The 25,560-nt window shown below is 59.1% G+C and carries 23 protein-coding genes; 10 read left to right on the forward strand and 13 right to left on the reverse strand.

The features are described from left to right. The first annotated feature begins 264 nt into the window (after positions 1-264). The 5 genes from ureE to ACOYXJ_RS06455 all read left to right on the forward strand — a co-directional run bounded on the left by ureE (position 265) and on the right by ACOYXJ_RS06455 (position 3,977). Positions 265-765, forward strand: a complete 501-nt coding sequence (gene ureE / locus ACOYXJ_RS06435; protein ID WP_008087160.1) for an urease accessory protein UreE — start codon at positions 265-267, stop codon at positions 763-765. Further along, on the forward strand, positions 762-1,436 hold the full coding sequence (locus ACOYXJ_RS06440) for an urease accessory protein UreF (protein WP_460368544.1): 675 nt from the start codon (positions 762-764) through the stop codon (positions 1,434-1,436). The genes ureE and ACOYXJ_RS06440 overlap by 4 nt, the downstream gene beginning before the upstream one ends. An 11-nt stretch (positions 1,437-1,447) precedes the next feature. Then, on the forward strand, positions 1,448-2,062 hold the full coding sequence (ureG, locus tag ACOYXJ_RS06445; protein WP_007915910.1) for an urease accessory protein UreG: 615 nt from the start codon (positions 1,448-1,450) through the stop codon (positions 2,060-2,062). A 27-nt stretch (positions 2,063-2,089) separates the two neighbouring features. Next, positions 2,090-2,662, forward strand: coding sequence for a HupE/UreJ family protein (locus ACOYXJ_RS06450; RefSeq protein ID WP_150795634.1), 573 nt, complete (start codon positions 2,090-2,092; stop codon positions 2,660-2,662). Positions 2,663-2,843: 181 nt separating this feature from the next. Further along, positions 2,844-3,977: an AGE family epimerase/isomerase gene (locus ACOYXJ_RS06455; protein ID WP_460368547.1), complete on the forward strand. Its 1,134-nt coding sequence runs from the start codon at positions 2,844-2,846 to the stop codon at positions 3,975-3,977. Between the two features lie 122 nt (positions 3,978-4,099). On the opposite strand, the gene ACOYXJ_RS06460 is transcribed toward ACOYXJ_RS06455, so the two are convergent. The 9 genes from ACOYXJ_RS06460 to amaB all read right to left on the reverse strand — a co-directional run bounded on the left by ACOYXJ_RS06460 (position 4,100) and on the right by amaB (position 15,247). Then, on the reverse strand, positions 4,100-5,005 hold the full coding sequence (locus tag ACOYXJ_RS06460; RefSeq protein WP_460368549.1) for a cation diffusion facilitator family transporter: 906 nt from the start codon (positions 5,003-5,005) through the stop codon (positions 4,100-4,102). 174 nt (positions 5,006-5,179) lie between these two features. Further along, entirely contained in the window at positions 5,180-5,944 is a 765-nt protein-coding gene (locus ACOYXJ_RS06465; RefSeq protein ID WP_460368551.1) for an SDR family oxidoreductase, read from the reverse strand. Positions 5,945-6,783: 839 nt separating this feature from the next. Next, positions 6,784-7,500, reverse strand: a complete 717-nt coding sequence (locus tag ACOYXJ_RS06470; protein ID WP_110719584.1) for an ABC transporter ATP-binding protein — start codon at positions 7,498-7,500, stop codon at positions 6,784-6,786. After that, positions 7,497-8,369 (reverse strand): ABC transporter ATP-binding protein, encoded by an 873-nt coding sequence (locus ACOYXJ_RS06475; RefSeq protein WP_016985385.1) that lies wholly within the window; start codon positions 8,367-8,369, stop codon positions 7,497-7,499. The genes ACOYXJ_RS06470 and ACOYXJ_RS06475 overlap by 4 nt, the downstream gene beginning before the upstream one ends. Beyond that, positions 8,366-9,667, reverse strand: a complete 1,302-nt coding sequence (gene livM / locus ACOYXJ_RS06480) for a high-affinity branched-chain amino acid ABC transporter permease LivM (protein WP_095047315.1) — start codon at positions 9,665-9,667, stop codon at positions 8,366-8,368. Before livM ends, ACOYXJ_RS06475 begins: the two co-directional genes overlap by 4 nt. 3 nt (positions 9,668-9,670) lie before the next feature. Next, positions 9,671-10,585 carry an ABC transporter permease subunit gene (locus ACOYXJ_RS06485; RefSeq protein WP_095121858.1) on the reverse strand — a complete coding sequence of 305 codons (915 nt, stop codon included), beginning with the start codon at positions 10,583-10,585 and terminating at the stop codon, positions 9,671-9,673. A gap of 240 nt (positions 10,586-10,825) precedes the next feature. Beyond that, positions 10,826-11,959, reverse strand: coding sequence for an ABC transporter substrate-binding protein (locus ACOYXJ_RS06490; protein ID WP_038360427.1), 1,134 nt, complete (start codon positions 11,957-11,959; stop codon positions 10,826-10,828). Positions 11,960-12,327: 368 nt separating this feature from the next. Then, positions 12,328-13,611: an L-pipecolate oxidase gene (gene amaA, locus ACOYXJ_RS06495; RefSeq protein WP_150795630.1), complete on the reverse strand. Its 1,284-nt coding sequence runs from the start codon at positions 13,609-13,611 to the stop codon at positions 12,328-12,330. 145 nt (positions 13,612-13,756) lie between these two features. After that, positions 13,757-15,247, reverse strand: a complete 1,491-nt coding sequence (gene amaB / locus ACOYXJ_RS06500; protein ID WP_150795629.1) for an L-piperidine-6-carboxylate dehydrogenase — start codon at positions 15,245-15,247, stop codon at positions 13,757-13,759. Positions 15,248-15,410: 163 nt separating this feature from the next. On the opposite strand from amaB, the gene ACOYXJ_RS06505 reads away from it, so the two are divergent. The 3 genes from ACOYXJ_RS06505 to nadE all read left to right on the forward strand — a co-directional run bounded on the left by ACOYXJ_RS06505 (position 15,411) and on the right by nadE (position 18,581). Then, a complete protein-coding gene (locus ACOYXJ_RS06505; RefSeq protein WP_460368555.1) occupies positions 15,411-16,313 on the forward strand; it encodes a LysR family transcriptional regulator in 903 nt (300 codons plus the stop codon). Between the two features lie 212 nt (positions 16,314-16,525). Continuing rightward, on the forward strand, positions 16,526-17,749 hold the full coding sequence (gene pncB / locus ACOYXJ_RS06510; RefSeq protein WP_110719580.1) for a nicotinate phosphoribosyltransferase: 1,224 nt from the start codon (positions 16,526-16,528) through the stop codon (positions 17,747-17,749). A gap of 4 nt (positions 17,750-17,753) precedes the next feature. Beyond that, positions 17,754-18,581, forward strand: coding sequence for an ammonia-dependent NAD(+) synthetase (gene nadE, locus ACOYXJ_RS06515; protein ID WP_122599297.1), 828 nt, complete (start codon positions 17,754-17,756; stop codon positions 18,579-18,581). A gap of 54 nt (positions 18,582-18,635) precedes the next feature. Here nadE and ACOYXJ_RS06520 read toward each other — a convergent pair whose 3' ends face one another. Continuing rightward, the gene (locus ACOYXJ_RS06520; RefSeq protein WP_460368558.1) at positions 18,636-20,075 is read right to left on the reverse strand and encodes a hypothetical protein; all 1,440 of its coding nucleotides are present in this window, start codon (positions 20,073-20,075) and stop codon (positions 18,636-18,638) included. Between the two features lie 191 nt (positions 20,076-20,266). Further along, positions 20,267-20,710, reverse strand: coding sequence for an azurin (gene azu / locus ACOYXJ_RS06525; RefSeq protein WP_150795626.1), 444 nt, complete (start codon positions 20,708-20,710; stop codon positions 20,267-20,269). Between the two features lie 340 nt (positions 20,711-21,050). Here azu and ACOYXJ_RS06530 point away from each other — a divergent pair, with 340 nt between their 5' ends. Together ACOYXJ_RS06530 and ACOYXJ_RS06535 are read left to right on the forward strand one after the other, a co-directional pair. Next, positions 21,051-21,638 (forward strand): LOG family protein, encoded by a 588-nt coding sequence (locus tag ACOYXJ_RS06530; RefSeq protein ID WP_460368560.1) that lies wholly within the window; start codon positions 21,051-21,053, stop codon positions 21,636-21,638. A 68-nt stretch (positions 21,639-21,706) separates the two neighbouring features. Further along, positions 21,707-21,895 carry a hypothetical protein gene (locus ACOYXJ_RS06535; RefSeq protein WP_095121840.1) on the forward strand — a complete coding sequence of 63 codons (189 nt, stop codon included), beginning with the start codon at positions 21,707-21,709 and terminating at the stop codon, positions 21,893-21,895. A gap of 206 nt (positions 21,896-22,101) precedes the next feature. On the opposite strand, the gene ACOYXJ_RS06540 is transcribed toward ACOYXJ_RS06535, so the two are convergent. Together ACOYXJ_RS06540 and ACOYXJ_RS06545 are read right to left on the reverse strand one after the other, a co-directional pair. Then, positions 22,102-22,992, reverse strand: coding sequence for a transglutaminase family protein (locus ACOYXJ_RS06540; RefSeq protein WP_150795624.1), 891 nt, complete (start codon positions 22,990-22,992; stop codon positions 22,102-22,104). After that, a complete protein-coding gene (locus ACOYXJ_RS06545; protein WP_460368563.1) occupies positions 22,992-25,478 on the reverse strand; it encodes a circularly permuted type 2 ATP-grasp protein in 2,487 nt (828 codons plus the stop codon). The genes ACOYXJ_RS06540 and ACOYXJ_RS06545 overlap by 1 nt, the downstream gene beginning before the upstream one ends. Between the last annotated feature and the right edge of the window lie 82 nt (positions 25,479-25,560).

A 25,560-nucleotide genomic window follows, 5' to 3' on the forward strand; every position in this document is an offset into this window, starting at 1 on the left:
GGAGCGAGCCTGCTCGCGAAAGCGTCGTATCAGCCAACATCTATATTGCTGACCCACCGCTTTCGCGAGCAGGCTCGCTCCCACAAGGGTCATGCGTCACAGCCTCTATTTGGTGCATGTAAAAACCTTCATGCACCAAAACCTTCCAAATCCCCGCAACATCCTGAAACATCCACTACGCTCCGACAGGGATTTCCTACATCTCGTCCGATTGGCAAGGCCCTTGCTCTAGCCAGAGTATTGTCCATAGCTGGAAGCTTTCCGATGCTGGTGATTCACCGCAGAATCGACCCTCAACCCGTCTGGGCCGCCGAGTTGCACCTGACCTTCGAAGCGCGGAGCAAAAGCCGTTTGCGCTGTTTCAGTGCCGAGGGCGAAGACGTCGGGTTGTTTTTGGAGCGCGGTCAGCCGCCGCTGTATGACGGCGAATGCCTACAGGCTGAAGACGGCCGCATCGTCCGCGTCTGCGCCCGTCCCGAGCAACTGTTGCACGTTACCTGCGCCAACGCTTTCGAACTGACCCGTGCGGCCTATCACCTGGGTAACCGCCACGTCGCCCTGCAAGTCGGCGATGGCTGGCTGCGTCTGCTCGACGATTACGTGCTCAAGGCGATGCTCGAACAGCTTGGTGCGCAGGTAGAAGCGATCGAAGCGCCATTCCAGCCCGAGCACGGCGCTTATGGCGGCGGCCATCATCACTCACGACACGGCGACGAAGACTTCAATTACGCGCCGAAACTCCATCAGTTCGGCGTACGCCTGTGAATCCGGCCTGGGCGCTGCTGCGCCTGGCCAGTCCGCAACTGCCGATTGGCGGCTACAGCTATTCACAAGGTCTGGAAATGGCTGTGGATAACGGCCGCGTCAACAATCCGGACAACGCTCGGCGCTGGATCAGTGATCAGTTGCTGCTCAACCTCGCGCGCTTCGAAGCACCGCTGTTGCTTGCGCATTGCCAGGCGGCGGCGGATGAACAGTGGGCTGAATTGCAGATCCTTTGCGAAAGCCATCGCGCCAGCCGCGAGACCCGCGAGTTGCATCTGGAGAGCCGGCAGATGGGCTATTCGTTGCAGCAATTGCTCAATGGTTTACCGGAACTCGACGCGCCCGCCCGCGACTTTCTCGATCAATGCCCTGAACCGCATCTGGCCCTGTGCTGGGCGCTGGCCGCACGCGCCTGGGGCATCAGCCCGCAGGACGCGCTCGCCGCGTGGCTTTGGAGCTGGCTGGAAAACCAGCTCGCCGTATTGATGAAAACCCTGCCGCTGGGCCAGCAGGCCGCGCAGCGCCTGACCAGCGAACTGCTGCCGCTGCTGCAACAAGCGCAGCAAGACGCCAGCCGAATCAACCCCGAACACATGGGCAGCGCCGCGTTCGGCCTGTCCCTGGCGTGCATGGCCCACGAGCGCCAGTACAGCCGCCTCTTTCGCTCTTAGGAGAAACAACCATGAACACCCAACCTCTGCGCGTCGGCATCGGCGGCCCGGTCGGTTCCGGCAAAACCGCGTTGACCCTGGCCCTGTGCCTGGCCCTGCGCGAGCGCTACAACCTCGCCGTGGTCACCAACGACATCTACACCCGCGAAGACGCCGATTTTCTCGTGCGCAACGAAGCCTTGGCGCCGGAGCGGATCATCGGCGTGGAAACCGGTGGCTGCCCACACACGGCGATCCGCGAAGACGCCTCGATCAACCTGGAAGCAGTCGATCAACTGAACCGGCGTTTTCCGGGGCTGGATCTGATCCTGGTGGAATCCGGCGGCGACAACCTCTCGGCGACGTTCAGCCCGGAACTGTCCGACCTGACCATCTATGTGATCGATGTCTCGGCCGGCGACAAGCTGCCGCGCAAGGGCGGGCCGGGCATCTGCAAATCCGATCTGCTGGTGATCAACAAGATCGACCTCGCGCCGCTGGTGGGCGCCTCGCTGGAGATGATGGACAGCGACACCAAACGCATGCGCAACGGCAAGCCGTTCGTTTTCAGCAACCAGAAAACCGGTCAGGGCCTTGAACAAATCATCGCCTTCATCGAACGCCAGGGCCTGCTGACCGCAGCCTGATTCACTGATCAACAAGGAAGCTTATTCATGACACTCAAACGTATTCTTGGCGCTGTGGCGCTGCTGCTGACCCCGGCGCTGGCCTTCGCGCATCCGGGGCATGGCGATAGCGGTCTGGTTGCCGGCATCAGCCACCCGATCGGCGGCCTCGACCATTTGCTGGCAATGATCGCTGTCGGTCTGTGGGCCGCGCAGCAGCAAGGCGCAGCGCGTTGGGCGCTGCCGTGCACATTTGTCGGCACCATGCTGATTGGCGGCCTGCTCGGGTTTGAAGGGCTGGAATTGCCGGCGCTGGAAAGCGGGATTGCCGCGTCGGTGCTGGCGCTGGGCTTGGCCGTGGCACTGGCGGTGCGTCCGCCGTTGGTCATGGCGGTGGTGGCAACGGCGGTGTTTGCGTTGTTCCACGGTGTGGCGCATGGGCTGGAGTTGCCGGACATGAGCAGTCCTTGGGCGTATGCGGCCGGGTTCGTCGCCGCGACGGCTGCACTGCATGCGGCGGGTTATGCCGTGGTGCGTTTCCTGCCTCAGGCTGCTGCACCGTTGGTGCGCCTGGCGGGCGCGGCTTCGGCGGCGACTGGTGTTTGGTTACTGGCGGGCTGATCTCTATTGTTTGAAAGGGCCTCTTCGCGAGCAGGCTCGCTCCCACAGGTTTTGTGTACGCTGCGAATCCACTGTGGGAGCGAGCCTGCTCGCGAAGGCGGTCTGACAGACACCACATCGCTCAGGCCGGTCTCTCTGCTACCATGTCGCGCAATCGCCCCAGCCGTGACGACGTCCGCCCATGCCCCACGCTTCCCGCTCCACCTCCCTGCCCGAATTGACCGCCCTGTTCGGCGCTGTGCAACAGCACTTCGTCAACGTCATAGTGCCGCTCTGGCAAGGTCCGGGCTGGAACGCCGACATGGCGCTCCCCTACGAGGCGCTGGACGCCACGCATCAGCCGCTGCCACCGCAGCGCTATCGGGCGATGGCCTGTGCACGGCAGCTGTACCTGTTTTCCAGTCTGATCGGGGTTGTGGATAACGCTGACGCACGCGCCGCGGCGCTGTTCCGCTCGCTGCAACGGTATTTTCATGATGCCGAGCATGGCGGCTGGTTCTACAGCATCGATGCGCTGGGCAAGCCGCTGGATCAGCGCAAGGATCTCTACACCCACGCCTTTATCCTGTTTGCCTGCGCGCATTACTGGGAGAAGTCCGGCGATCCGTTGGCTGAGTCGACGTTGAATGCGGCGCTGGAAATCATTGGCCGGCGCTTTGCGACCGGTGATGGCTTGTACGAAGCCTGTCTGGAACGCGACTGGATCACCCTGCAAACCGGTCCGCTGCAAAACCCGTTGATGCACCTGGCCGAAGCGTTTCTCGCCACCCTGGCGGTTCGCGAAGATGCCCAGACGCAAAAAGCATTGCTGGAGTTATGCACAGCCATGCACAAGCAGTTCGTCGACCCGCAATATGGCGTGTTGATGGAAAAGCCGCTCGGCGCTGTGGATAACTGGTATGAGCCGGGGCATCAGTTCGAATGGTATTTCCTGCTGGAATCGTCAGCGTTGCTGCGGGGTTCGAAACTGCATGCGGCGCTCGACCGCGCGTTTGCCTTCACCGAGCAATACGGCGTGGTGCAGTCATCCGGCGCGGTGCGGGCGATGCTCGATCTGGAAACGAATGGACGCCCGCGCGACTCGACTCAGCGGATCTGGGCTCAGGCGGAATATCTGCGCGCGCTGACCTTGCGTCAGGGTAGTGAAGCGGTGGTGCTGCGCCAGTTGCAGGCGTTGCAGCAGCGCTTTCTGCATGCCGGTGGCTGGCATGAGTGCCGGGATGAGTTGGGCGAAGTGAGCCGCAAGGACATGCCTTCGACTACGCCTTATCACTTGGCGACTTGTTACCACGGTCTGGCTGAATATCTTCGCTGATGGATAAATAGCTTTCGCGAGCAGGCTCGCTCCCACAGTTGATTGTGCGGCTCACAAATAGTGTGTTCAGCGCAATCCCAACGTGGGAGCGAGCCTGCTCGCGAATGGCCGTTACGCGGTCGCTAGGCGATCCACTTCTTGTCCCCGGTAAAGCTGATGGTCAACCAGCGCGCCGCATCCGGCTTGCCCAGCTGCGCCGAAATCTTTTCGCGTAACGCATCCAGCTGTCCGACATTGCTCAGCGCATAATCCGCCGGCAACACCACATGAATCTCGATAAACCGCGCCCGCCCGTGCTTCTGCACGTACGACACGTAATCGTCGAAACCATGCTCGGTTTTCGCCGCGTCCATTACCTGTCGCACCTGATCATCCAGCGTGTCCGGGGCAATCCCCAGTACATCGCGCAACGCCGGGCCAAGGATCTTGAACGCTGGTGGCAACATGGTCAGCGCCAGTACGATCAGAATCAACGGGTCGACGTACACCGCCCACTGTCCATAACCCTGAGACTTGAGCAGCAGCGCCGCAAGGAAACTGATCAACAGGCCTACGGAAAGCATCGCATCCACCAGCCAACTGATGTTGTCGAACTGGATCAGGCTGGATTTGAGCTTGCGATTACGCTGGCGTACGTAGAAGAAGTAGGCGAATTCGACCACGGTAAACACCGCGGCATAAATGATCACCAGCCCCAACTCGATGTCGCGGCCACCGTTGATGATGCCGAACACGCCGTTGAGAAACGCGTAGATCGCGATCAACATCAGGAAGCTGCCTTCGATCAGCAGCACCATCGGCTCCAGGTGCCAGAAACCGAACTGGAAACGGTGGTTGCTTTGCTTGGCGATCAGCTTGGCAGTGATCAGCATCAGGACTTTGATGAAGGTTGCGATCAGCGAGAAAAAACCATCAAACAGGATGGATTGCGAACCTGAAACAAAACCGGTGACGATCCCGGCAATCGCCACAGCCAACATCAGAATGGTCGATTGTTTGAGCAGTGCCTGCTCACCTCGGTTACTCACTTTGACTCCTCGAAAAACCTTGAAAACCGCGGGGTGCGGCTGGGTTATTGCGAGGGGAGTTTACCTTATCGCCCTGTTTTGGCCGATTTGCCCCCTTCGCGAGCAGGCTCGCTCCCACTTTGCAATGCATTCCATGTGGGAGCGAGCCTGCTCGCGAATGGCTTCAGCGCGGTCCTAAGCCTTGTTACGCTCAATGGCAAAACCGGCCCAGGTCTGGCTCACCGGCATCAATTCCAGGCTGTTGATGTTGATGTGCGCCGGCGCATTCATCACCCAGAAAATCGTCTCGGCGATGTCCTGTGGCTGGATCGGCTCGGCACCGGCGTAAGTCGCGTTGTAACGCTCCTGATCACCAGCGAAACGCACCAACGAGAACTCGCTTTCGCACAGCCCCGGCTCAATGTTGCTGACGCGCACACCGGTGCCTTGCAAGTCGCAGCGCAGGTTCAGCGAGAACTGTTTAACGAACGCCTTGGTCGCGCCATACACATGGCTGCCCGGATACGGATAGTTGCCGGCGATGGAGCCCAGGTTGACGATGCCGGCGCCACGACCATGGGCGATCAGACGCGGCAGCAGCAAGCGCGTGGCGTACATCAGGCCTTTGACGTTGGTGTCGACCATGGTGTCCCAATCGTCCAGATCGCAATTCGGCGCCGGGTCCACGCCCAATGCCAGACCGGCGTTGTTGATCAGGCCACGCAGTTTGGCGAACGATGGCGGCAGGTTGGCAATCGCCTCTTCCATCGCCTTGCGATCGCGCACATCGAGGACCAGACCATGCACTTCGGTCTGCTTCGACAACTCCGCACACAGCGCATTCAGGCGTTCTTCACGACGGCCGGTCAGCACCAGTTTCCAGCCAGCCTCGGCAAAACGGCGGGCACAGGCTTCACCAAATCCGGACGTCGCGCCGGTGATAAACAGGGTGTTGGACATCGTGTTCTCCTTGCTTCGGCCGCCGGGGCAGCCCTTGGAATAGAAAATCAGCAGGCAGCATGCCCGCCCGCGCATTCACGGGCAACACCCACAAGCTGTACAAAAAACGACCAACCGCACCAACGCCATAGCCACCGTGGCCTGTAGCCATGTGCACGCATGTTATCCACAGTCCCTTCCACAGTTTCCGGGGGCAAGTGGAACCGCGCAAAGCCGCGCCACACAAGGCTTTGCGGGCGAAATAGAAAGTTTTTTGCTTGACCCTGAAGTGGTGGATGTGCGGGACATGGCATTTTGCACGACTGGTCACTCAGCACAGTGATTGCGCGAGGCCAGCAATTACGGCCCTCAGCGCAGTCTTTCCAGAGTTTAATCACAGACTTATCCACAGGCCCGTACACATTGAATTGCCTAAGAGGCGATGCCTAGAAAAAGGTTGACAACGACGCCTTCAGCTTCAGCAAAAACACCTGATCAAAAAACAACCACACACTTGAAAGCCACGGTTTACAAGGTGCGCAGCCAGATACACCCACGTTATTCACAGCCAGCTCCACAGTAACCGGGGACAAGTCAAAACTGTGGAAAAACAGCCATTTGCAGCGTCTATATGTCGCGCTTTGGCAGCTATGGGAATTTGTTTTCCACAATTCTGGAATCTGGCGCATATCAACTGTAGGAGTGAGCCTGCTCGCGATAGCGGTGTATCAGTCACCGGTGATGGCGAATGGGAAACCGCGATCGCGAGCAGGCTCACTCCTACAGGGGTTTGCGGTGAATTTGGGATATAAAAAAGCCCCGGGACTTGCGTCGCCGGGGCTGTGCATAACGTCGAGGAATCAGTGCCCGCCCAGATAAGCGTTCCGCACCTCCTCATTCACCAGCAACTCTTTACCCGTGCCGGTCAGGCGTATCTCGCCGTTGACCATCACATACGCGCGATCCGACAGCTTCAGCGCATGGTTGGCGTTCTGCTCGACCAGAAAAATGGTCATGCCGGTTTTCGCCAGTTCGCGCAGGGTCGCAAAGATCTGCTTCACCACAATCGGCGCCAGGCCCAGGCTCGGCTCATCGAGCAGCAGCAACTTCGGCCGGCTCATCAACGCACGGGCAATGGCGAGCATTTGCTGTTCACCACCAGACATGGTCATCGCCCGTTGGTTACGTCGCTCTTCCAGCCGTGGAAACAGCTCGAACATTCGCTGCATGTCCTCTTTGGCGTACTTGTCGCCAATCGGGATGGTGCCCATCAGCAGATTTTCCTCGACGGTCATGTCGGGGAACACCCGCCGCCCTTCCGGCGATTGCGCAATACCGTTGGAGGCAATGTAGTGCGAGGACTTGTGGGTGATGTCGACGCCCTGATAGAGAATCTGCCCGCTCGCCGCCCGTGGCTGACCGAAGATCGACATCAGCAACGTTGATTTACCGGCACCGTTGGAGCCGATCAGGCTGACGGTTTCCCCTTCGTTGATCTGCAGCGAAACGCCTTTGAGGGCCTGGATCGGACCATAGAAAACGTCGAGGTCTTTGAGTTCGAGGATCGGTTGCGTCATACCAGCTCCTCTTCGTCGGCGCCCAGGTAGGCCGCGATCACTTTCGGATCGTTACGGATCGCTTCAGGCCCGCCCTCAGCGATGACGATGCCGTGGTCCAGCACCACGATGTGGTCGGAAATGCTCATAACCATGCCCATGTCGTGTTCGATCAGCACCACGGTCAGATCGTGCTCGTCGCGCAGCAGCCGGATCATCGCGCTCAGCGCTTCGGTTTCCTGAGGGTTGAGGCCGGCGGCCGGTTCGTCGAGGCAGATGATCTGCGGCCGCGTGCACATGGCCCGGGCGATCTCCAGACGGCGCTGTTGGCCGTAGGAAAGCTCACCGGCGAGACGGTTGGCGCAGTCCACCAGATCGACCACTTCCAGCCAGTAGAACGCGCAGTCCAGCGCGTCACTTTCGGCCTTGCGGTAGCCCTTGGTGTTGAGGATGCCGGCAAGCATGTTGCGGTTGACCCACATGTGCTGAGCCACCAGCAGGTTTTCCAGCACCGACATTTCCTTGAACAGGCGAATGTTCTGGAAGGTTCGCGCCAGGCCTGCACGGTTTACCAGGTGCGTGCCGCCGAACATCTTGTAGTACATGCGGCTGAGGAAGGATTTCGGCGAGACGAAATCGGTCGGTTTGAACGACTCGCCGAGCAACTGGATGACGTTGGTCTGCTGGCCGCGCACGTTGAGTTCGATCTTGCCGCCGGAGGCTTTATAGAAACCGGTCAGGCAGTTGAACACCGTGGTCTTGCCGGCGCCGTTGGGGCCGATCAGGGCGAAGATCGAGTTGCGTTTGACCTTCAGGCTGACATCGCTCAAGGCCTTGATGCCACCGAAATGCATCATCAGTTTTTCAACAGAGAGTACGACTTCACTCATGGCGCAGTCCTCTCATAGTGAATGGCACCTTTGCGTGGAGTGACCCCGGTACGGCTGATACGGATCAGCCCGCGTGGTCGCCAGATCATCATCAACACCATCAGGATGCCGAACAGCAGCACGCGATATTCGGCGAAGCCGCGCAGCAATTCCGGAGCGACGGTGAGTACGAATGCCGCAATCACCACACCGATGGTCGAGCCCATGCCGCCGAGGACGACGATGGCGAGGATCAGCGCCGATTCAAAGAAGGTGAACGAGGTCGGGTTGACGAAGCCTTGATAGGTCGCGAAGAACACACCGGCAAGACCGGCGGTCGATGCACCGATGGTGAACGCCGAGAGCTTGACCAACACGTGGTTGAGGCCCATCGAGCGGCAGGCGATTTCGTCTTCACGCAAGGCTTCCCACGCGCGGCCGACCGGCATCTTCACCAGACGATGCTTGATGTACAGCACCGCCAGCACCACGAGGAACAACACCGCGTAGATGAAGTAGTACTTCACGTCCGGGTTGTAGGCGATGCCGAAGAACTCGTGAAACGGCACCCCGCCATCCTTCGCCCGTTTGCCGAACTCCAGACCAAAGAACGTCGGCAGCGGCGCCGGCATGCCGTTCGGGCCACCAGTCAGCGACAACCAGTTGTTGAGGACCAGGCGAATGATTTCACCGAAACCCAGGGTCACGATCGCCAGGTAATCGCCATGCAGACGCAATACCGGGAAACCGAGGATGCACCCGGCCAGCCCGGCAGTGATCGCCGCCAGCGGCAGTACGGTCCAGAAACCCAGACCGAGGTATTGATAACCCAGCGCAAGACCGTAGGCACCGATCGCGTAGAACGCCACGTAACCCAGATCGAGCAGACCGGCCAGACCGACCACGATGTTCAGCCCCAGCCCCAGCAGCACGTAGATCAACCCGAGGATGACCACGCCCAGCAGATAGGAGTTGGAGACAAATGGCACGATGACGGCCAGCACAATCAGCAGCGGGATGATCCAGCGCAGCGAGGATTTGTGATCGGCCGGCAGCACATGCACACCGGAACCGGTGCTCTCGAATCCGTCGAGAATTTTCAGGCCCTTGGGTGTTTGCAGGAACAGGCTGAGGGCAAAGCGGCCAATCATGACAATGCCAATGATCCAGGCCACGCGGGTCGGTTCGAGGTTGAAGCTGTAACCCTCGAGTACGACGCCGACAATCGGCCCGAATACGATCAGGGCAATCAGGCCGGCAAGAATCGCCTCAACCAGGCTTTTTTTGATATCGATGGATTTTTGAGTGGTTGAAGACATCGCTTACACCTTCGACACAAGAGGACGGCCCAACAGGCCCTGCGGCCGGAAGACCAGAACAAGTACGAGCAGCGAGAAGCTGAACACGTCTTTGTAGTCGGAGTTGACCAGACCGGAGAACAGCGACTCGGAAATGCCGAGGATGATCCCGCCGAGCATGGCCCCGGGCAGTGAACCGATCCCGCCAAGCACCGCCGCGGTGAACGCCTTGATGCCGATAATGAAGCCGGCATAGAAGTCGAAAGTGCCGTAGTTCATGGTGATCAGTACGCCGGCCAGCGCTGCCATGGCTGCACCGATGATGAACACATAGGAAATGACCCGATCGGTGTTGATGCCGAGGATCGAAGCCATCTTGCGGTCTTGCTGGGTCGCACGGCACATGCGTCCGAGCTTGGTGTACTTGATGATGTAGGTCAGCAGGCCCATGCCGACGAATGCGGCCACCAGAATGAAAACCTTGGTGTAGGTCAGTTGCACGAAACCGGTACCGATGTCGACACGCCACGCACCGCTCAGCAGGGTTGGCACGCCCTGTTGTTTGGCGCCTTGAGCGATCTGTGCGTAGTTTTGCAGGATCAGGGAAATGCCGATGGCGCTGATCAGCGGTGCCAGTCGGGTGGAGTTGCGCAGGGGTTTGTAGGCGACTCGTTCAATGACCCAGCCATACACCGCCGTGACGACGATGGTGAAGATCAGTGTGCCGAGCATCAGCAGCGGGAAAGATTCGATACCGAAGTAAGCCAGCAGAGCCAGACTGATTGCCGCCAGGTAAGCAGAAATCATGTAAACCTCGCCGTGGGCGAAGTTGATCATGCCGATGATGCCGTAGACCATTGTGTAGCCGATGGCGATCAGGCCATAGACCGACCCGAGAGTCAGGCCGTTGACCAGTTGCTGCAGGAAAATACCATCCATAACGCAATCTCACGCAGTGAGAACCTGCACACCCGGGGTGTGCGGTTCTTCTAGGAAAAATACAGATTTACGTCGGAGCAATGTCAGAGCGCGATTCACCCGTCACCACCGCCCCCTGTAGGAGTGAGCCTGCTCGCGATAGCGGATTTACATTCAACACATGTGTTGCCTGTCAGTCCGTCTTCGCGAGCAGGCTCACTCCTACAAAGGAACCGTGGGATCAACTGATCGCGTCAGCCCTTACTTCTGTTTTTCCAGCTGGTGATATTTGCCGTCCTTGTCCCACTGGTAAACCACGTAGTCGGAGACTTTCAGGTCGCCCTTGGAATCCCAGGTTTTTTCGCCCATGACGGTTTTCACCGGATTTTTCTTCAGCCAGGCCGCAGCCTCTTCACCCTTGTTGGACTTGGCGCCATTGAACGCGGCAGCCAGGGTCTGCACCGAAGCGTAGGCGTACAGGGTGTAACCCTCAGGCTCGGTACCGGCCTTGCGGAATGCGTCCACAACGGTCTTGCTCTCAGGCAACAGACGCGGGTCGGCGCCGAAGGTCATCAGCACGCCATCGGTGAATTGCGGGCCACCGGCGGTGGTCACCAGTTCGTCAGTCACGATGCCGTCATCGGACATGAACTTGACGTCTTTCAGGCCTTGTTCACGCAGTTGGCGAACCAGCGGGCCGGCCTCCGGGTGCAGACCGCCGAAGTAGACGACGTCGGCGCCGGCGCCACGGATCTTGGTGACGATGGTGCTGAAGTCTTTTTCGCCACGGGTCAGGCCTTCGTACAACACGGGCGTCACGCCGCGCTTGACCAGTTGTGCCTTGGTGGCATCCGCCAGGCCTTGGCCGTAGGTGTCTTTGTCGTGCAGCACGACGACTTTCTTGCCCTTGAGCACGTCGACGATGTAGTCACCGGCGACAATGCCTTGCTGGTCGTCACGCCCGCACATACGGAACATGGCGCTGAGGCCACGCTCGGTAACTTGCGGGTTGGTCGAACCCGGGGTGATCGCGATGATCCCGGCTTCGTCGTAGATTTCCGACGCTGGAATGGTCGAAGATGAGCAGAAGTGACCGACCACGCCGGCGACTTTCTGGTTGGTGAGGTCCTTGGCGACCGTCACGGCCTGTTTCGGCTCGCAGGCGTCATCGCCCTTGACCAGTACGATTTTTTCCCCGTTGACGCCGCCAGCCGCGTTCACCGCGTCAGCCGCTGCCTGTGCACCCTTCATGTACTGCTCGCCAAATGCCGCGTTGGCGCCAGTCATTGGACCCGCTACACCGATTTTCACATCAGCTTGAGCAAACGCAGAAACACCCAACGCAGTAGCCACTGCGAGGGCCAGAAAGCCTTTCTTGTAAAACGTCTGGGACATGAGGTGGTGCTCCAAGGTTTTTTTTAGTTGGCACTGCGACTTCATTTCACTGAATGCTCAGAGCAAGGGCCGTGCCATCGGTTTTTTATTCTTCAAAAAGTCGCTGCTTTCTTGTTATTTCGACTGTTTCGTTCCCATTTTCATTGGGCGTGCAACCGTCTAAACCGCGGAAGGTGAAACCATTTATTTTTTCAGGCGCAACCCGCACGCGCCATCATTGCAACCGCGGCGCCAAACGACGTGCAACCAGCCTGTAACAGCCCGCGTCACCGAACTGCACACTGCTGGTGCGGGACTGCTACAACCCGCACCATTACAGGCTAGTCGCTGCATCGAAAAGCGCCGCTTCCGGCAACATATTTCAACACTCAAATGACGATGCGCAGGCACTGGCCCGCGTGATACAGCGAGAACCCGGCCTCGTACAGGCAACTGCGCAAGCCCACACCCGCCAAGGGCTGCATCGGTGCGAAGGGAATGGGCAGCGCTTGGGGATTGCCGTTGCACAAATAGTCGGCGAAGGCTTTGCCGACCACGGTGCCAGTCGTCACGCCACGACCGTTATAACCGGTGACGGCCACCAGTCCCGGCGCCGGTTCGAACAGGCGCATAAGGTGATCGGGCGTGAACGCGATGCGCCCGGTCCAGGTGCATTCCCACTCGACCGGTTTCAGATTGGGGAAGTAATGCTGCTGCACGCGGTCGGCCCAGGCCTTGAGAAACCACGTCGGTTTCTGATTGCCATTGCCGAGGCTGCCGAGCAACAAGCGCCCTTCTTTGTCGCGACGGATGCTGCTCAGCACCTGCCGCGTATCCCACGAACCCTGCCCGCCCGGGAGAATTTCCTGCGCGGCGTCCTCGGTCAGCGGCACCGACGCGACCTGATAGTAGTAACCGGGGAAGAAGTTGCGTTTGAGTTCGGTCCAGTCGCCTTCGGTGTAGGCGTTGGAGGCGATGACCACTTGCTCGGCCAGCACCGAACCGTGCTCAGTCTGCACCGACCAGTTCGAGCCCTGACGCTCAAGGCGAGTGACCGGCGAATGATCGAACATTTGCCCGCCGAGACCTTTCACCGCGTTGGCCAGCCCGGTGACATACGCCATCGGATTGAGCGTCCCGGCGCGGCGATCGAGCAATGCGGCGGCAATTTTTTGCGTGCCGGTGGCTTGCTCGCAGGCCTTGCCGGTCAGCAATTCGACCGGCGCACCTCGGCGTTTCCATTGCTGTTCACGGCTGCGCAGATCCGCCTCGCCCTTGGCGTTGTGCGCCATGTGCAACGTGCCTTCGCGGCGTAACTGGCAATCGATGTTGTATTTATCCACAAGGCTGAAGACCAGCGCCGGTGCGCCCCCGAGCATGCGATTGAGCTGACTGCCGACCGCTTCGCCGAAACCGGCTTCTATCTCGTCCGGCGGGATCCACATGCCGGCGTTGACCAGCCCGACGTTGCGTCCGGAACCGCCGTGCCCCGCGCGATGAGCCTCTAGCACGCAGACGCTTTTGCCTTTTTCCAACAGATGCAGCGCCGCCGACAACCCGGTGAACCCGGCGCCGATCACGCAGACATCGACCTTTACTTCGCCCCTGAGCGCGGTGTTATCCGGCCTCTGCGGCGTAAGCTTTTCCCACAGACATTCTTCGCGTAACGGCATTGCCAGACTCCAACAGAAACCTGCCAAACACACAATTCAATGTAGGAGTGAGCCTGCTCGCGATGACGTCGGCACCTCCAACATCAATGCTGACTGACCAACCGCTATCGCGAGCAGGCTCATTCTTACAGGGGATCTCCACCTATCAGTCGAACGTGATGCCCTGCGCCAGCGGCAGCTCCAGCGAGTAGTTCACGGTGTTGGTCTGGCGGCGCATATAGGCGCGCCATGCGTCAGAGCCGGACTCACGACCGCCACCGGTCTCTTTCTCGCCGCCAAACGCGCCACCAATTTCTGCACCGCTCGGGCCGATGTTGACGTTGGCGATGCCGCAGTCGCTGCCGACCGCCGACATGAACTGCTCAGCCTCGCGTACGTCAGTGGTGAAGATGCACGACGACAAGCCTTGTGGCACCGCGTTATTCAGGCGCAGCGCTTCCTGGAAATCGTTGTAACCGACCACATACAGAATCGGCGCGAAGGTTTCATTGCAGACCACATCGCTTTGTTCCGGCATTTCAACGATGGCAGGCGACACGTAGTAGGCGTTGGGGAATTGATCTTCGAGCTGACGCTTGCCGCCGAACACCCGACCGCCCTCGCTCAATGCCTGTTCCAGCGCGTCCTGCATGTTTTCGAAGCTGTGCTTGTCGATCAGCGGACCGACCAGATTGCCTTCCAGCGGGTTGCCGATGCGCACTTTCGAGTACGCGGCTTTCAGGCGGGTGACGATTTCTTCTTTGACCGACTCATGAGCGATCAGACGGCGCAAGGTGGTGCAACGCTGGCCAGCGGTACCGACGGCGCTGAACAGAATCGCACGCACGGCCATGTCGAGATCGGCGCTTGGGCCGAGGATCATCGCGTTGTTGCCACCCAATTCAAGAATGCTGCGAGCAAAACGCGCGGCGACTTTCGGCGCCACTTCGCGGCCCATGCGTGTGCTGCCAGTGGCGCTGATCAGCGCGACACGGGGATCATCGACCAGCGCTTCACCGGCATCGCGACCACCGATGATCACCTGACACAGGTTCGCCGGGGCATCGGTGAAGTTCTTCACCACGCGATCGAACAGCGCCTGACAGGCCAACGCGGTGAGCGGAGTTTTCTCCGACGGCTTCCACACCACCGGGTTGCCGCAGACCAGCGCCAGCGTGGTGTTCCACGCCCACACCGCAACCGGGAAGTTGAACGCGCTGATCACCCCGACCACGCCCAGTGGATGCCAGGTTTCACGCATATGGTGGCCCGGACGCTCGGAGGCGATGGTCAAACCGTACAACTGGCGGGACAGGCCAACGGCGAAATCGCAGATGTCGATCATCTCCTGCACTTCACCCAGGCCTTCCTGGGTGATCTTGCCCGCTTCCCAGGAAACCAGTTCGCCGAGATCAGCCTTGTATTCGCGCAGCACTTCACCGAATTGACGCACCAGTTCGCCGCGACGCGGGGCCGGCACCTTGCGCCATTGCTCGAACGCATGATCTGCGCGACTGATGTGCTGCTCGACTTCGGCCGGGCCTTCCCAGTTCACGGCGGCGATGCGGCTGCCGTCGATCGGCGAATGCACCGGCACTTTGCCGTTCTGATAAAGGGCCGGGTTCACCCCTAGACGATCAAGCAATGCGGCAACCATGGGTCACTCCTCAAGCAAAAAACTGAATGTGTGCGGCCACTGTTTCGCGACCGGGCAGGCCTTTAGTTGTAGCGTCACAATGGCAAGGCAACAAACGACCTTTACGCGAGATATCATTCCGTTTATTCATGCTGCGCACAGAAAGACAAGAAAAGGATCGGCCATGCTGAACAAACGCCACTTGCCCTCGATCACCGCGTTGCAGTGCTTCGAGGCCGTGACCCGGCACCTGAGCTTCACCCGCGCCGCCGAGGAACTGAACCTGACCCAGAGTGCGGTGAGCAAACAGGTCGCGCAGCTTGAAGAGCTGTTGCAGCATTTGTTGTTCCGTCGTGTGCGCCGGCGTTTGCAGATGACCCCGGCCGGGGATTTGTACTTGGTTGAAGTACGAAAAATTCTCACCCAAGTGGAAATGTCGACGCATTACCTGCGTTCCTACGGCGGCGAGACCGAAGTCCTGCGCGTCTCTACGCCATCAACCTTCGGCGCCCGTTGGCTGGTGCCGCGCCTGAAAGGCTGGCGGCTACGCCATCCTTCGATCCATCTGGATTTGTGCAACGAGCAGGAAGCGGATGACCTGCTGCAAGGGCGCAGCGATCTGGCGTTCTATTTCGGTCAGGGCTCGCGGCCCGGCACTGAATGCCTGAAGTTGTTCGGCGAAGAGCTTGTTCCGGTCTGCGCGCCGGGCAGCCTGCCGGACAAGCCGTTCACTGATCCGACGCAACTCACCGATCTGGTGCTGCTGCAAAATGCCTCGCGCCCGCAAGCGTGGCACGACTGGTTCGACAGTCAGGGTTACCAGACCGAACACAGCTACCACGGGCCGCGTTTCGAAACCTTTTATATGTGCATTCGTGCCGCGCAGGTTGGCTGCGGTGTGGCGTTGTTGCCACGGTTTCTGGTGGAGGAAGAATTGGCCGACGGCAAACTGGTTATTCCCTGGCAGCATGCGATGCCCAGCAGCGACGCCTATTACCTGGCCTACCCGGAGCATGCGGCGGAAGTGCCCAAGGTGCGCGACTTCGTCAAATGGATGCTGGAGCAGATCGATAGTCCGGAGGGCTGACACGATTAAAAACTGTGGGAGCGAGCCTGCTCGCGAAGAGGCCGGCACATCAGTATCAATGTCGAATGAAATGACGCCTTCGCGAGCAAGCTCGCTCCCACAAGGGTTCTGCGGTGATTTAAAAAATTGCTGGCAATCTTCGTCCCTGATATGCGCCACTAGCGCCATTGAATGAGACCGCGCACAGGCGCGGCGCACCTGGAGACCCCGTTATGAGCGAGAGCGTGTTTGCCGATCGCATCGTGCAGAACCTGCTCGACACCGACTTCTACAAACTGACGATGATGCAGGCGGTGCTGCACAACTACCCCAACGTCGAAGTCGAATGGGAGTTCCGTTGCCGTAACAGCGAGGATCTGCGCCCGTATCTGGCCGAGATCCGTTTTCAGATCGAGCGGCTGGCCGAGCTGAGCCTGAGCGCCGATCAACTGAGTTTTCTTGAGCGCATCAGCTTCCTCAAGCCGGATTTCCTGCGCTTTCTCGGGCTGTTCCGCTTCAACTTGCGCTATGTGCACACCGGTATCGAAAACGGCGAGTTGTTCATCCGTCTGCGCGGGCCATGGTTGCATGTGATCCTCTATGAAGTGCCGTTGCTGGCGATCGTCAGCGAGGTGCGCAACCGCTATCGCTACCGTGAAACCGTACTGGAACAGGCGCGCGAACAGCTCTATCGCAAATTCGACTGGCTGACCGCCAACGCCTCGGCTGATGAGTTGTCGCAACTGCAGGTCGCCGATTTCGGCACCCGTCGGCGCTTTTCGTACGGCGTGCAGGCAGAGGTGGTGAATGTGCTCAAGCACGACTTCCCGGGACGTTTCGTCGGCACCAGCAACGTGCACCTGTCGCGTGAACTGGACATGAAACCGCTGGGCACCATGGCCCACGAGTGGATCATGGCCCACCAGCAACTCGGCCCGCGATTGATCGACAGCCAGATCGCCGCGCTCGATTGTTGGGTCCGCGAGTATCGTGGCTTGCTCGGGATCGCGCTTACCGATTGCATCACCACCGATGCGTTCCTTGGCGATTTCGACCTGTTCTTCGCCAAGCTTTTCGACGGCCTGCGCCACGACTCCGGTGACCCGGTGGTGTGGGGCGAAAAATGCATCGCCCACTATCACCGGCTGGGCATCGACCCGATGAGCAAAACCCTGGTGTTCTCCGACAGCCTGACCCTGCCCAAGTCGCTGGAGATCTTCCGCGCGCTGCACGGTCGGATCAACGTCAGCTTTGGCATCGGCACCAACCTCACCTGCGACATTGCGGGTGTCGAACCGATGAGCATCGTGCTTAAAATGACTGCCTGCAACGGCCAACCGGTGGCGAAGATCTCCGACGAGCCAGGCAAGTCCCACTGCAAAGACCCGAATTTTGTCGCCTATTTGCGACACGTGTTCCAGGTTCCTGCCGATCCCCGTCTATCTAGCAAGGAGTGAATTCATGCAAGCCGTACAGCGTGAGATTGCTGAACAGCTCAAGGTGCAACCGCCGTTCGCCGACTACCAGGCCCTGCAGGCCGAAGTCGCCCGGCGCATTGCCTTTATTCAGGATTGTCTGGTCAATTCCGGGCTCAAGACATTGGTGCTGGGCATCAGCGGCGGCGTCGACTCGCTGACCGCCGGCCTGTTAGCCCAGCGGGCGATGCGTGAACTGCGCGACCAGACCGGCGACAACAGCTACAAATTCATCGCCGTGCGCCTGCCGTACGAAACCCAGTTCGACGAACACGACGCCCAGGCATCAGTGGACTTCATTGCTCCGGACGAGCGTCACACGGTCAACATCGGCCCGGCGGTGAAATCGCTGGCCAGTGAAGTGGCGGCGTTTGAAGGCAAGCACGCGGTGTCGGTGGACTTCGTGCTTGGCAACACCAAGGCGCGGATGCGCATGGTTGCGCAGTACACCATCGCTGGCGCGGCGCACGGTCTGGTGATCGGCACCGATCACGCGGCGGAAGCGGTAATGGGTTTCTTCACCAAGTTCGGTGACGGCGCTTGTGATCTGGCACCGCTCAGCGGTCTGGTAAAAAATCAGGTTCGGGCGATTGCGCGCAGCTTTGGCGCGCCGGAGTCGCTGGTCGAGAAAGTGCCGACGGCAGACCTGGAAGATCTGTCGCCGGGCAAACCGGACGAGGCTTCGCATGGCGTGACCTATGCCGAAATCGACGCCTTCCTGCATGGCGAACCGGTGCGCCAGGAAGCGTTCGACATCATCGTTGCGACCTACAACAAGACCCATCACAAACGGGTCATGCCGTTCGCGCCTTGACTTGCAACGCGCATCAGGTCTTCCAGCCTGGTGCGCGTGTGACACAGACTAATGCTATTGCGGGAGGATACGGATAACCCATGATTTGGACTCACGGCCCGTCGAGGACTTCGCGATGAAACGGTATTCGCGCCGCTCCAGATGAGGAATGTCGACCTCCCAGTGATTATCCTTGTCGGCCTGGAACGGGAACAGATCTTGTGGAGGGGTGACGGATCCGTCAACGATATAACCGTGCTCTCCCCGCTCGGCTCGACCGATCAGCTTCAAAGTAGTGAACGGGGTCTCACCGGGGTTTCCAATAGGAACCAGATTTTCCCCTCTGACTGATTGTATAAAGAGCATAGTTTTTTCTCGGACCTGGATTTTCCAAGCGTTGGAGGACTGCCCGGAATCTGCCGTTTTGGCATAGAACACATAGTCTTTGATCGCTGACAATGAAACGCTGGCGGTCCAGTTCCCTTTATCGAGAATCGTTGCCTCAGTCAGGTAATCATTACCGTCATAAATTTTCAGCCGCAAGGCGTTTTCTGGTGCTCTGCCACGAAGTTGAAGTTGCATTTCACCCGTGTCACCACCGTCAGCGATTTCGCCCTGACTGTCTCTCACGCTATCGATCGTCAACAACAATGCCGGTTTTACCGTAATCGGCCAGGCAGTTGACTGACGCTCGCCGTCCGGCGTTTTTACAATGAACTTATAAGTCTTCTCGGCAAACGTGTGAGGGGGGGTCTGCCAGCGTCCCTCACGAATGTCGAGACCGCTGAAAATGAGCTCTTCATCGTCGTAAAGATCTACTTTGCCTGCGCCGAGGGAATACCAGCCAAACAAGCGCAGTTCCGGATCATACGTACTGCCGCCCACTTCAATGGGCCGCAACGAGTCCTTGACCTGATCTATTCCCAGCTTCACTTCTGGATTGACTGTGAATACCCACATGTCTGAAGGAACGGCTGAATCAGCAGCCTTGGCGTGAATTGCATGAAGTGAGGGGTTCAGATTCAGTAGCTGCGCGATCCAGGTACCCGATTGCGATGCAATCACCGTCTCTCCATAGAGTCCTCCGACACGCGGACCTACATAGACGGAAGTAAAGGGAGACGCACGTCCATTGGCAGTTATCTGCGTATCGTAGGTAGTGCCATTGTTTTCAATCTCTCCTTTGGAGTCTCTGACTCTGTCAATTAAGACCGGACTTGCGGGGACTACGTTGATGCTCCATTTCTGCGAGGGCACACTATTCCCCCCGGTTGCAGTGAGAACAAGCATCTTTCTTTCATAATCGAAGATTTCCGCTTTCCAGTTTCCTGAACCGTCCACGGTAAAACTCGGTTCAAATTGATGCTCTTCGTCTGTGATGACTATCTCGTCTGAAGGGTTGCCTTTACCGAATAATGTCAGCGTCGAGTCAGTCGTATCGGCGCCATCTTCCAGGAACCGTCCGTTCGTGTCTTCAATCCTCGAAATGACGGTTTGAGTTTTTTGGCTTTGCATGGGAGTTCCTTCTTCGCAAACAAGTGAGCACCCATTCAGCAGCATGTCGCCAATACCGTCTACTGTCAGAAATTACAGGTAGCGTTGGTTTTCTGACCAACGGCATCGACGCTTTGAAGTTCTCCACAGGCAAAAAAACGCCGCTGCGGTGTGCCGCAGCGGCGTTTTCCATGACGCAATTCGCTAAAGAATTACTTGACGGTAATGGTGCCTTTCATCATCGAGATGTGGCCAGGGAACGAGCAGAAGAAGCCGTAGCCGCCGTCTGCAATCTTCGCCACATCGAAAGTCACCGAGTCGGTTTCCTTGGCGCCGATGATCTTGGTGTGAGCGATAACGCGCGCATCACCTTCCGGCAGGTAGTTCTTGTCGATACCGGCGGCCAGGCCAGCGGTGGCGATTGGCTGCATGTCAGCTTCTTTGCTGATTACCAGGTTATGGCCCATGACGTTCTTCGGCAGGTTGCCGGAGTGGGTCAGCTCGACGGTGAAGGTCTTGCAGCTCTTGTCGATCACGATTTCCTTGGTGTTGAAGGACATCTGATCGGTGGAGTCAACGGTGGTTTTGCACTCGGCAGCCATCAATTGGCTGCTGGCCAGCGCCAGCAGGGATACCGCAACAACTTTGGAAAACATGGTGAATCTCCAAGGCAGGGTTAACAAAAACACGAATGGTGGAAAGACTGCCTGAAATCTTCGCAAGTTCCTATGACTTGAGTCAAAAATTGTATACAACTTTCAGGCTATGACACTCATCGACACAATCTAACGGCCAGATTCCCCGGCCGGCCCTATGATCGGCACATCTACTGAGACGGAGTGTCGGTCATGTTCTTTAACGGTCTGTTGTGCAGTTTGCTCGCCGCCTACGCCTGTGGTGCCAGCGGCACCTTTGAATCGCCGGAACGCGAAGTTTAGCCCTTGGATCAAGGCGTGCCAGCCATTACCCTGTGACGGATTGACCCAGGAGGAAGGCATGTCTCTGAAATCCGTTTGTGTATTTTGCGGTGCCAACGCCGGCACTGTTCCGGCTTACACCGCAGCCGCAGTCGCTCTTGGCCAGGCGTTGGCCGAACGTAAGCTGACTCTGGTCTATGGCGGCGGCGCCGTGGGTTTGATGGGCATCGTTGCTGATGCGGCACTGGCTGCCGGCGGCGAAGTGATCGGCATCATCCCGCAAAGCCTGATGGACAAGGAAATCGGCCACAAAAGCCTGACCCGTCTGGAAGTGGTCGACGGCATGCATGCGCGCAAGGCACGCATGGCTGAGCTAAGCGACGCGTTCATTGCTCTGCCCGGTGGTCTGGGTACGCTGGAAGAGCTGTTCGAAGTCTGGACCTGGGGCCAGCTCGGCTACCACGGCAAGCCGCTGGGTCTGCTGGAAGTGAACGGTTTCTACAGCAAACTCACTGCATTTCTCGACCATATCGTCGGCGAAGGCTTCGTTCGCGCGCCACACCGTGACATGCTGCAAGTGAGCGAATCGCCGCAAGCACTGCTCGATGCTCTGGATAACTGGAAGCCGACCGTCACGCCAAAATGGGTCGAGCAAAAACCCGGTTAACCCCCGGACACCGATACAGGGCAGAATATGCGCCGCTCAACCTCACCTTCGACCCAAGAGGATCGCCCATGGCCAAACCCAATTACTCCTTCGCCAAACGTCAACGAGACCTGGCAAAGGAACAGAAGAAAGAGGAAAAGCTTCAGCGCAAGAAACAAACCGCTGAAGAAGCAGCACTGAACCCTGAGGGTGAAGTGGCAACGGAAGATGATGTTGATGCAACCGAAACACCGAAAGATCAGGCGCCCGACGCCTGAACCCCACCGGGTTTGATGATCGAATCAGACCCTGCGGATTTGTGACGGGGCTGGCGGTTTCACTGCTGGCCCTCACAGCCCTCCCAGAAACACCCCAATTCCCCCTGTAGGAGTGAGCCTGCTCGCGATAGCGGTGTGTCAGCAGCAAATATTTCCACTGACACACCGCTATCGCGAGCAGGCTCACTCCTACAGTTTGATCATCGTTAATCCAGAGGCATTACGGTGACGCGCACTTCCGGATCATGATTGCCGCCGCCCAGAATCACCCCGCGCAACGGCGACACATCGGAAAAATCCCGCCCCCACGCCAACGTGATGTGCTCGAGCGCTGGCTGCACATTATTGGTCGGATCAAAATCCACCCAGCCCAGTACCGGACAAAACACCGACACCCAGGCATGCGAAGCATCGGCGCCGATCAAGCGCGGCTGCCCCGGTGGTGGCTGCGTCAGCAAATAACCACTGATGTAGCGCGCTGCCAGCCCTCGCGAGCGCACGCACGCCAGCATCAAGTGCGCGAAGTCCTGACAGACCCCACGCCGGCGCTCCAGCACTTCCACCAGCGGGGTCGCCACCTGAGTCGCCTCGGCATCAAAAGTGAATTCGCTGAAGATCTTCTGCATCAAGTCCCGCACGCCCAACAGCAACGGCCTGCCCGGCGCAAAACAACTCTGAGAGAACTCGACGAAGCGGCTTTTCAAATGCACGTACGGTGACTGGAACCGGTAGCGACAGGCTTCGAGCAACTCAGCGGACAACGGCTGGCTGCTGTAGGTGAGTGCATCGCGGGTCAATTCCCAGGCCGGCGACTGATTGAAATCCAGAGCCGGCCGCGCCAGCACCTCAACGGTGAGCCGGGCATTGACCTGCAATTCATCGTGAGGACGCTCGAAGGCCAGCCGGGTCAGCGGATTGCCAAACACGTCGAGCTCATCGCGGCGTGCTGTCGGTTCCGGGCTGATCAGCAGCTGCTGTTCAGTGCAGCGCTGCCAGGCGCATTCACGCGGCCACAAGTGCGCCAGTTGCTGCGCCAGGGACACCGGGCTGTCGTAGTGGTAACAGGTGTCGTGGAGGATCTGGTAGCGAGCATTCATCACAGGGACACCGTGCGCTGGCTGACGTCATCGACATGGGCGAAATGGCGCAGGGCCAGACGATCCGACACCTGCCCGCTGGCCTCGGCAATCTCTTGCAGCAGATCCGCCAGACCATTCAGAGCGGCTCGTACACTGGACTCACCGAATAATGGATTCTCCAGACATCCCAGATCGAAGCGCGCCAGACGCTCGACCAATTGCGGCAGTCCGGCCTCCCTTGGCGCAGCGAAATCGTCGTTCAAACGTTTCAAGGTGCGGGTCACCAGTTTCAACTGGAACAACACCGCGTGCGGGTTCTGCTCATCGAGCAGCAACAGGTCGAGCACCGGAATCAATTGCGCCACCGCCAGATAACGTGAGCGATAGGTGATGCTGCTGTTGCCCAGTTCCAGCAACCACTCCAGGCCCGCCTGATCGAACGCCCCAGCGCCACGCAGAAACGCCGCCAGACTGCTGCTGAGAAATTGCAGACGCTCGATACGCCGGCCGATCATCAGAAAGCGCCAGCCTTCGTCGCGGGTCATGTCGTCGAGGGCAAACCCGGACAGCGCCGCCAGCGACATCACCAGCCGGTTGAGAAAATCCAGCAACTCGCCGAAATCCGGCTCATCGGTGTCCAGCTCCGTCGCTTCGCGTTGCAGTTCCACCAGCGCCTGCCAGTTTTCTCGAGAAAGTTTGCCACGCACTTGCGAGGCCGCCCACTGCAAACGTTGCAGGTTGGAACGCAGACTGAACGACCAATCCTCACCCAGCAGTGCCGCCAACAGACGCTCCGGCAGTTCACCCTCGTCCGGCAGCAGCGTCAGTCGCTCGCCGAGATCGACAGCGGCCTGCAACGCTTGCGGGTCGTCGCCGTCGACATAACGCGCGAGCATGATGCGCAGTAACCGCGCACTGTCATCACAGCGCTCGCAGTAACGGCCGAACCAGAACAGGTTTTCCACCACCCGTGACGGCAGGTACGGATCGCGCCGCACCAGATCATGGACCCCAACGTTGCGCTGACTCTTCCATTGCTCACCGCTGGGAGGGCGATCACCCAGTACCCAAGTGTCTTTGCTCGCTCCACCACGCTGCATCGACACCACTTCGGCATCGGCCTCGGCCGCCACCCGGGTCAGACCACCCGGAAGCACGCGATAATCGTCAGCACCGGCCACGGCGTACATGCGCATACCGATCGCCCGTGGTTGCAGTTGAGCGTTTTCCGCCTGCCAGATCGGCGCTTGGGACAGCTGAGCCAATTCTTGCGCGACATAGGCATAAGGACGCGCCTGCATGCGTTCGGCAAGCGCCTGACGCTGTTTTTCACTCAGATCACGGCCAAATACCGGCGCGAAGCTCTGCGAAGGAAATGCCGGTTTGATCAGCAGTTCGGGAAGTTTTTCCAGGGCTTGGGCCAACACTGGCGCCTCACCACACCACCACGTCGCGATCGACGGCAAAATCAGCTCTTCACCAAACAGGTATTGGTTGATCTTCGGCAGAAAGCCCAGCAACCCCGGCGACTCCAGCACGCCGCTACCCAGCGCATTGGCGACCAGGACTCGACCTTGGCGCACCGCCTCAAGCAACCCGGGAACGCCGAGTGCCGAGTCAGTACGCAGTTCCAGCGGGTCGCAAAAATCATCATCGAGCCTGCGCATGACTGCGTGCACCCGACGCAGGCCACTGAGGGTTTTCAGGTAGACCGTGGCATCGCGCACCGTCAGATCACCGCCCTCGACCAGCGGATAACCGAGCTGGCGAGCCAGATACAGATGTTCAAAATAACTTTCGTTGAAGCGCCCCGGGGTGAGCAACACCACCAGCGGCGCGTCATCGTCACACGGCGCCTGTCGCGCGAGGGTTTCCTGCAACGTGCGGAAGAACCCGGCCAGATGCTGCACCTTCAGATCCCGGTACAACTCGGGAAACGCGCGCGACACGATTGTGCGGTTTTCCAAGGCATAACCGGCACCCGACGGGGCTTGGGTGCGATCGGCGGTGACCCACCAACGCCCGTCCGGCGTGCGCGCCAGATCGACGGCATACAGGTGCAGAAACGACGCTTCCGGCGGCGCGACATGCTGACATGGCCAGAGAAAATTGTTGTGGCCGAAGACCAGCTCTGCCGGCAACAGGCCTTCGCTGATCAGCCGTTGCGGCCCATACAAATCAGCCAGCACAGCATTGAGCAGTCGCGCACGCTGGGCGATACCTGCCGACAGTTGCTGCCATTCATCCGCCGCAATCACATGCGGCAACAGATCCAGCTCCCATGGCCGATCCGCGCCTTTCGGGTCGGCATAGACGTTATACGTGACGCCGTTTTCCTGAATCTGCCGCGCCAGCAATGCCTGCCGCTGCATCAGTTGCGCCGGGGTGCTGCGTTGCAACTGATCGAACAGCCGCCGCCAGTGCGGGCGCACCGCGCCACTGCCGTCGAGCAGTTCGTGATAAGTGCCCGCCGTAAGCGGGTAGCGGTCTAGCAGGTCAGGCATGGAAAGCTCGGCAGACAGCAAGGAACGGTCAGACTAACGCAGGCACATGACGCGCGGATATACGAAAAATCCGCGTGTCGCG

The organism is Pseudomonas sp. Tul2A7, from assembly GCF_054790505.1.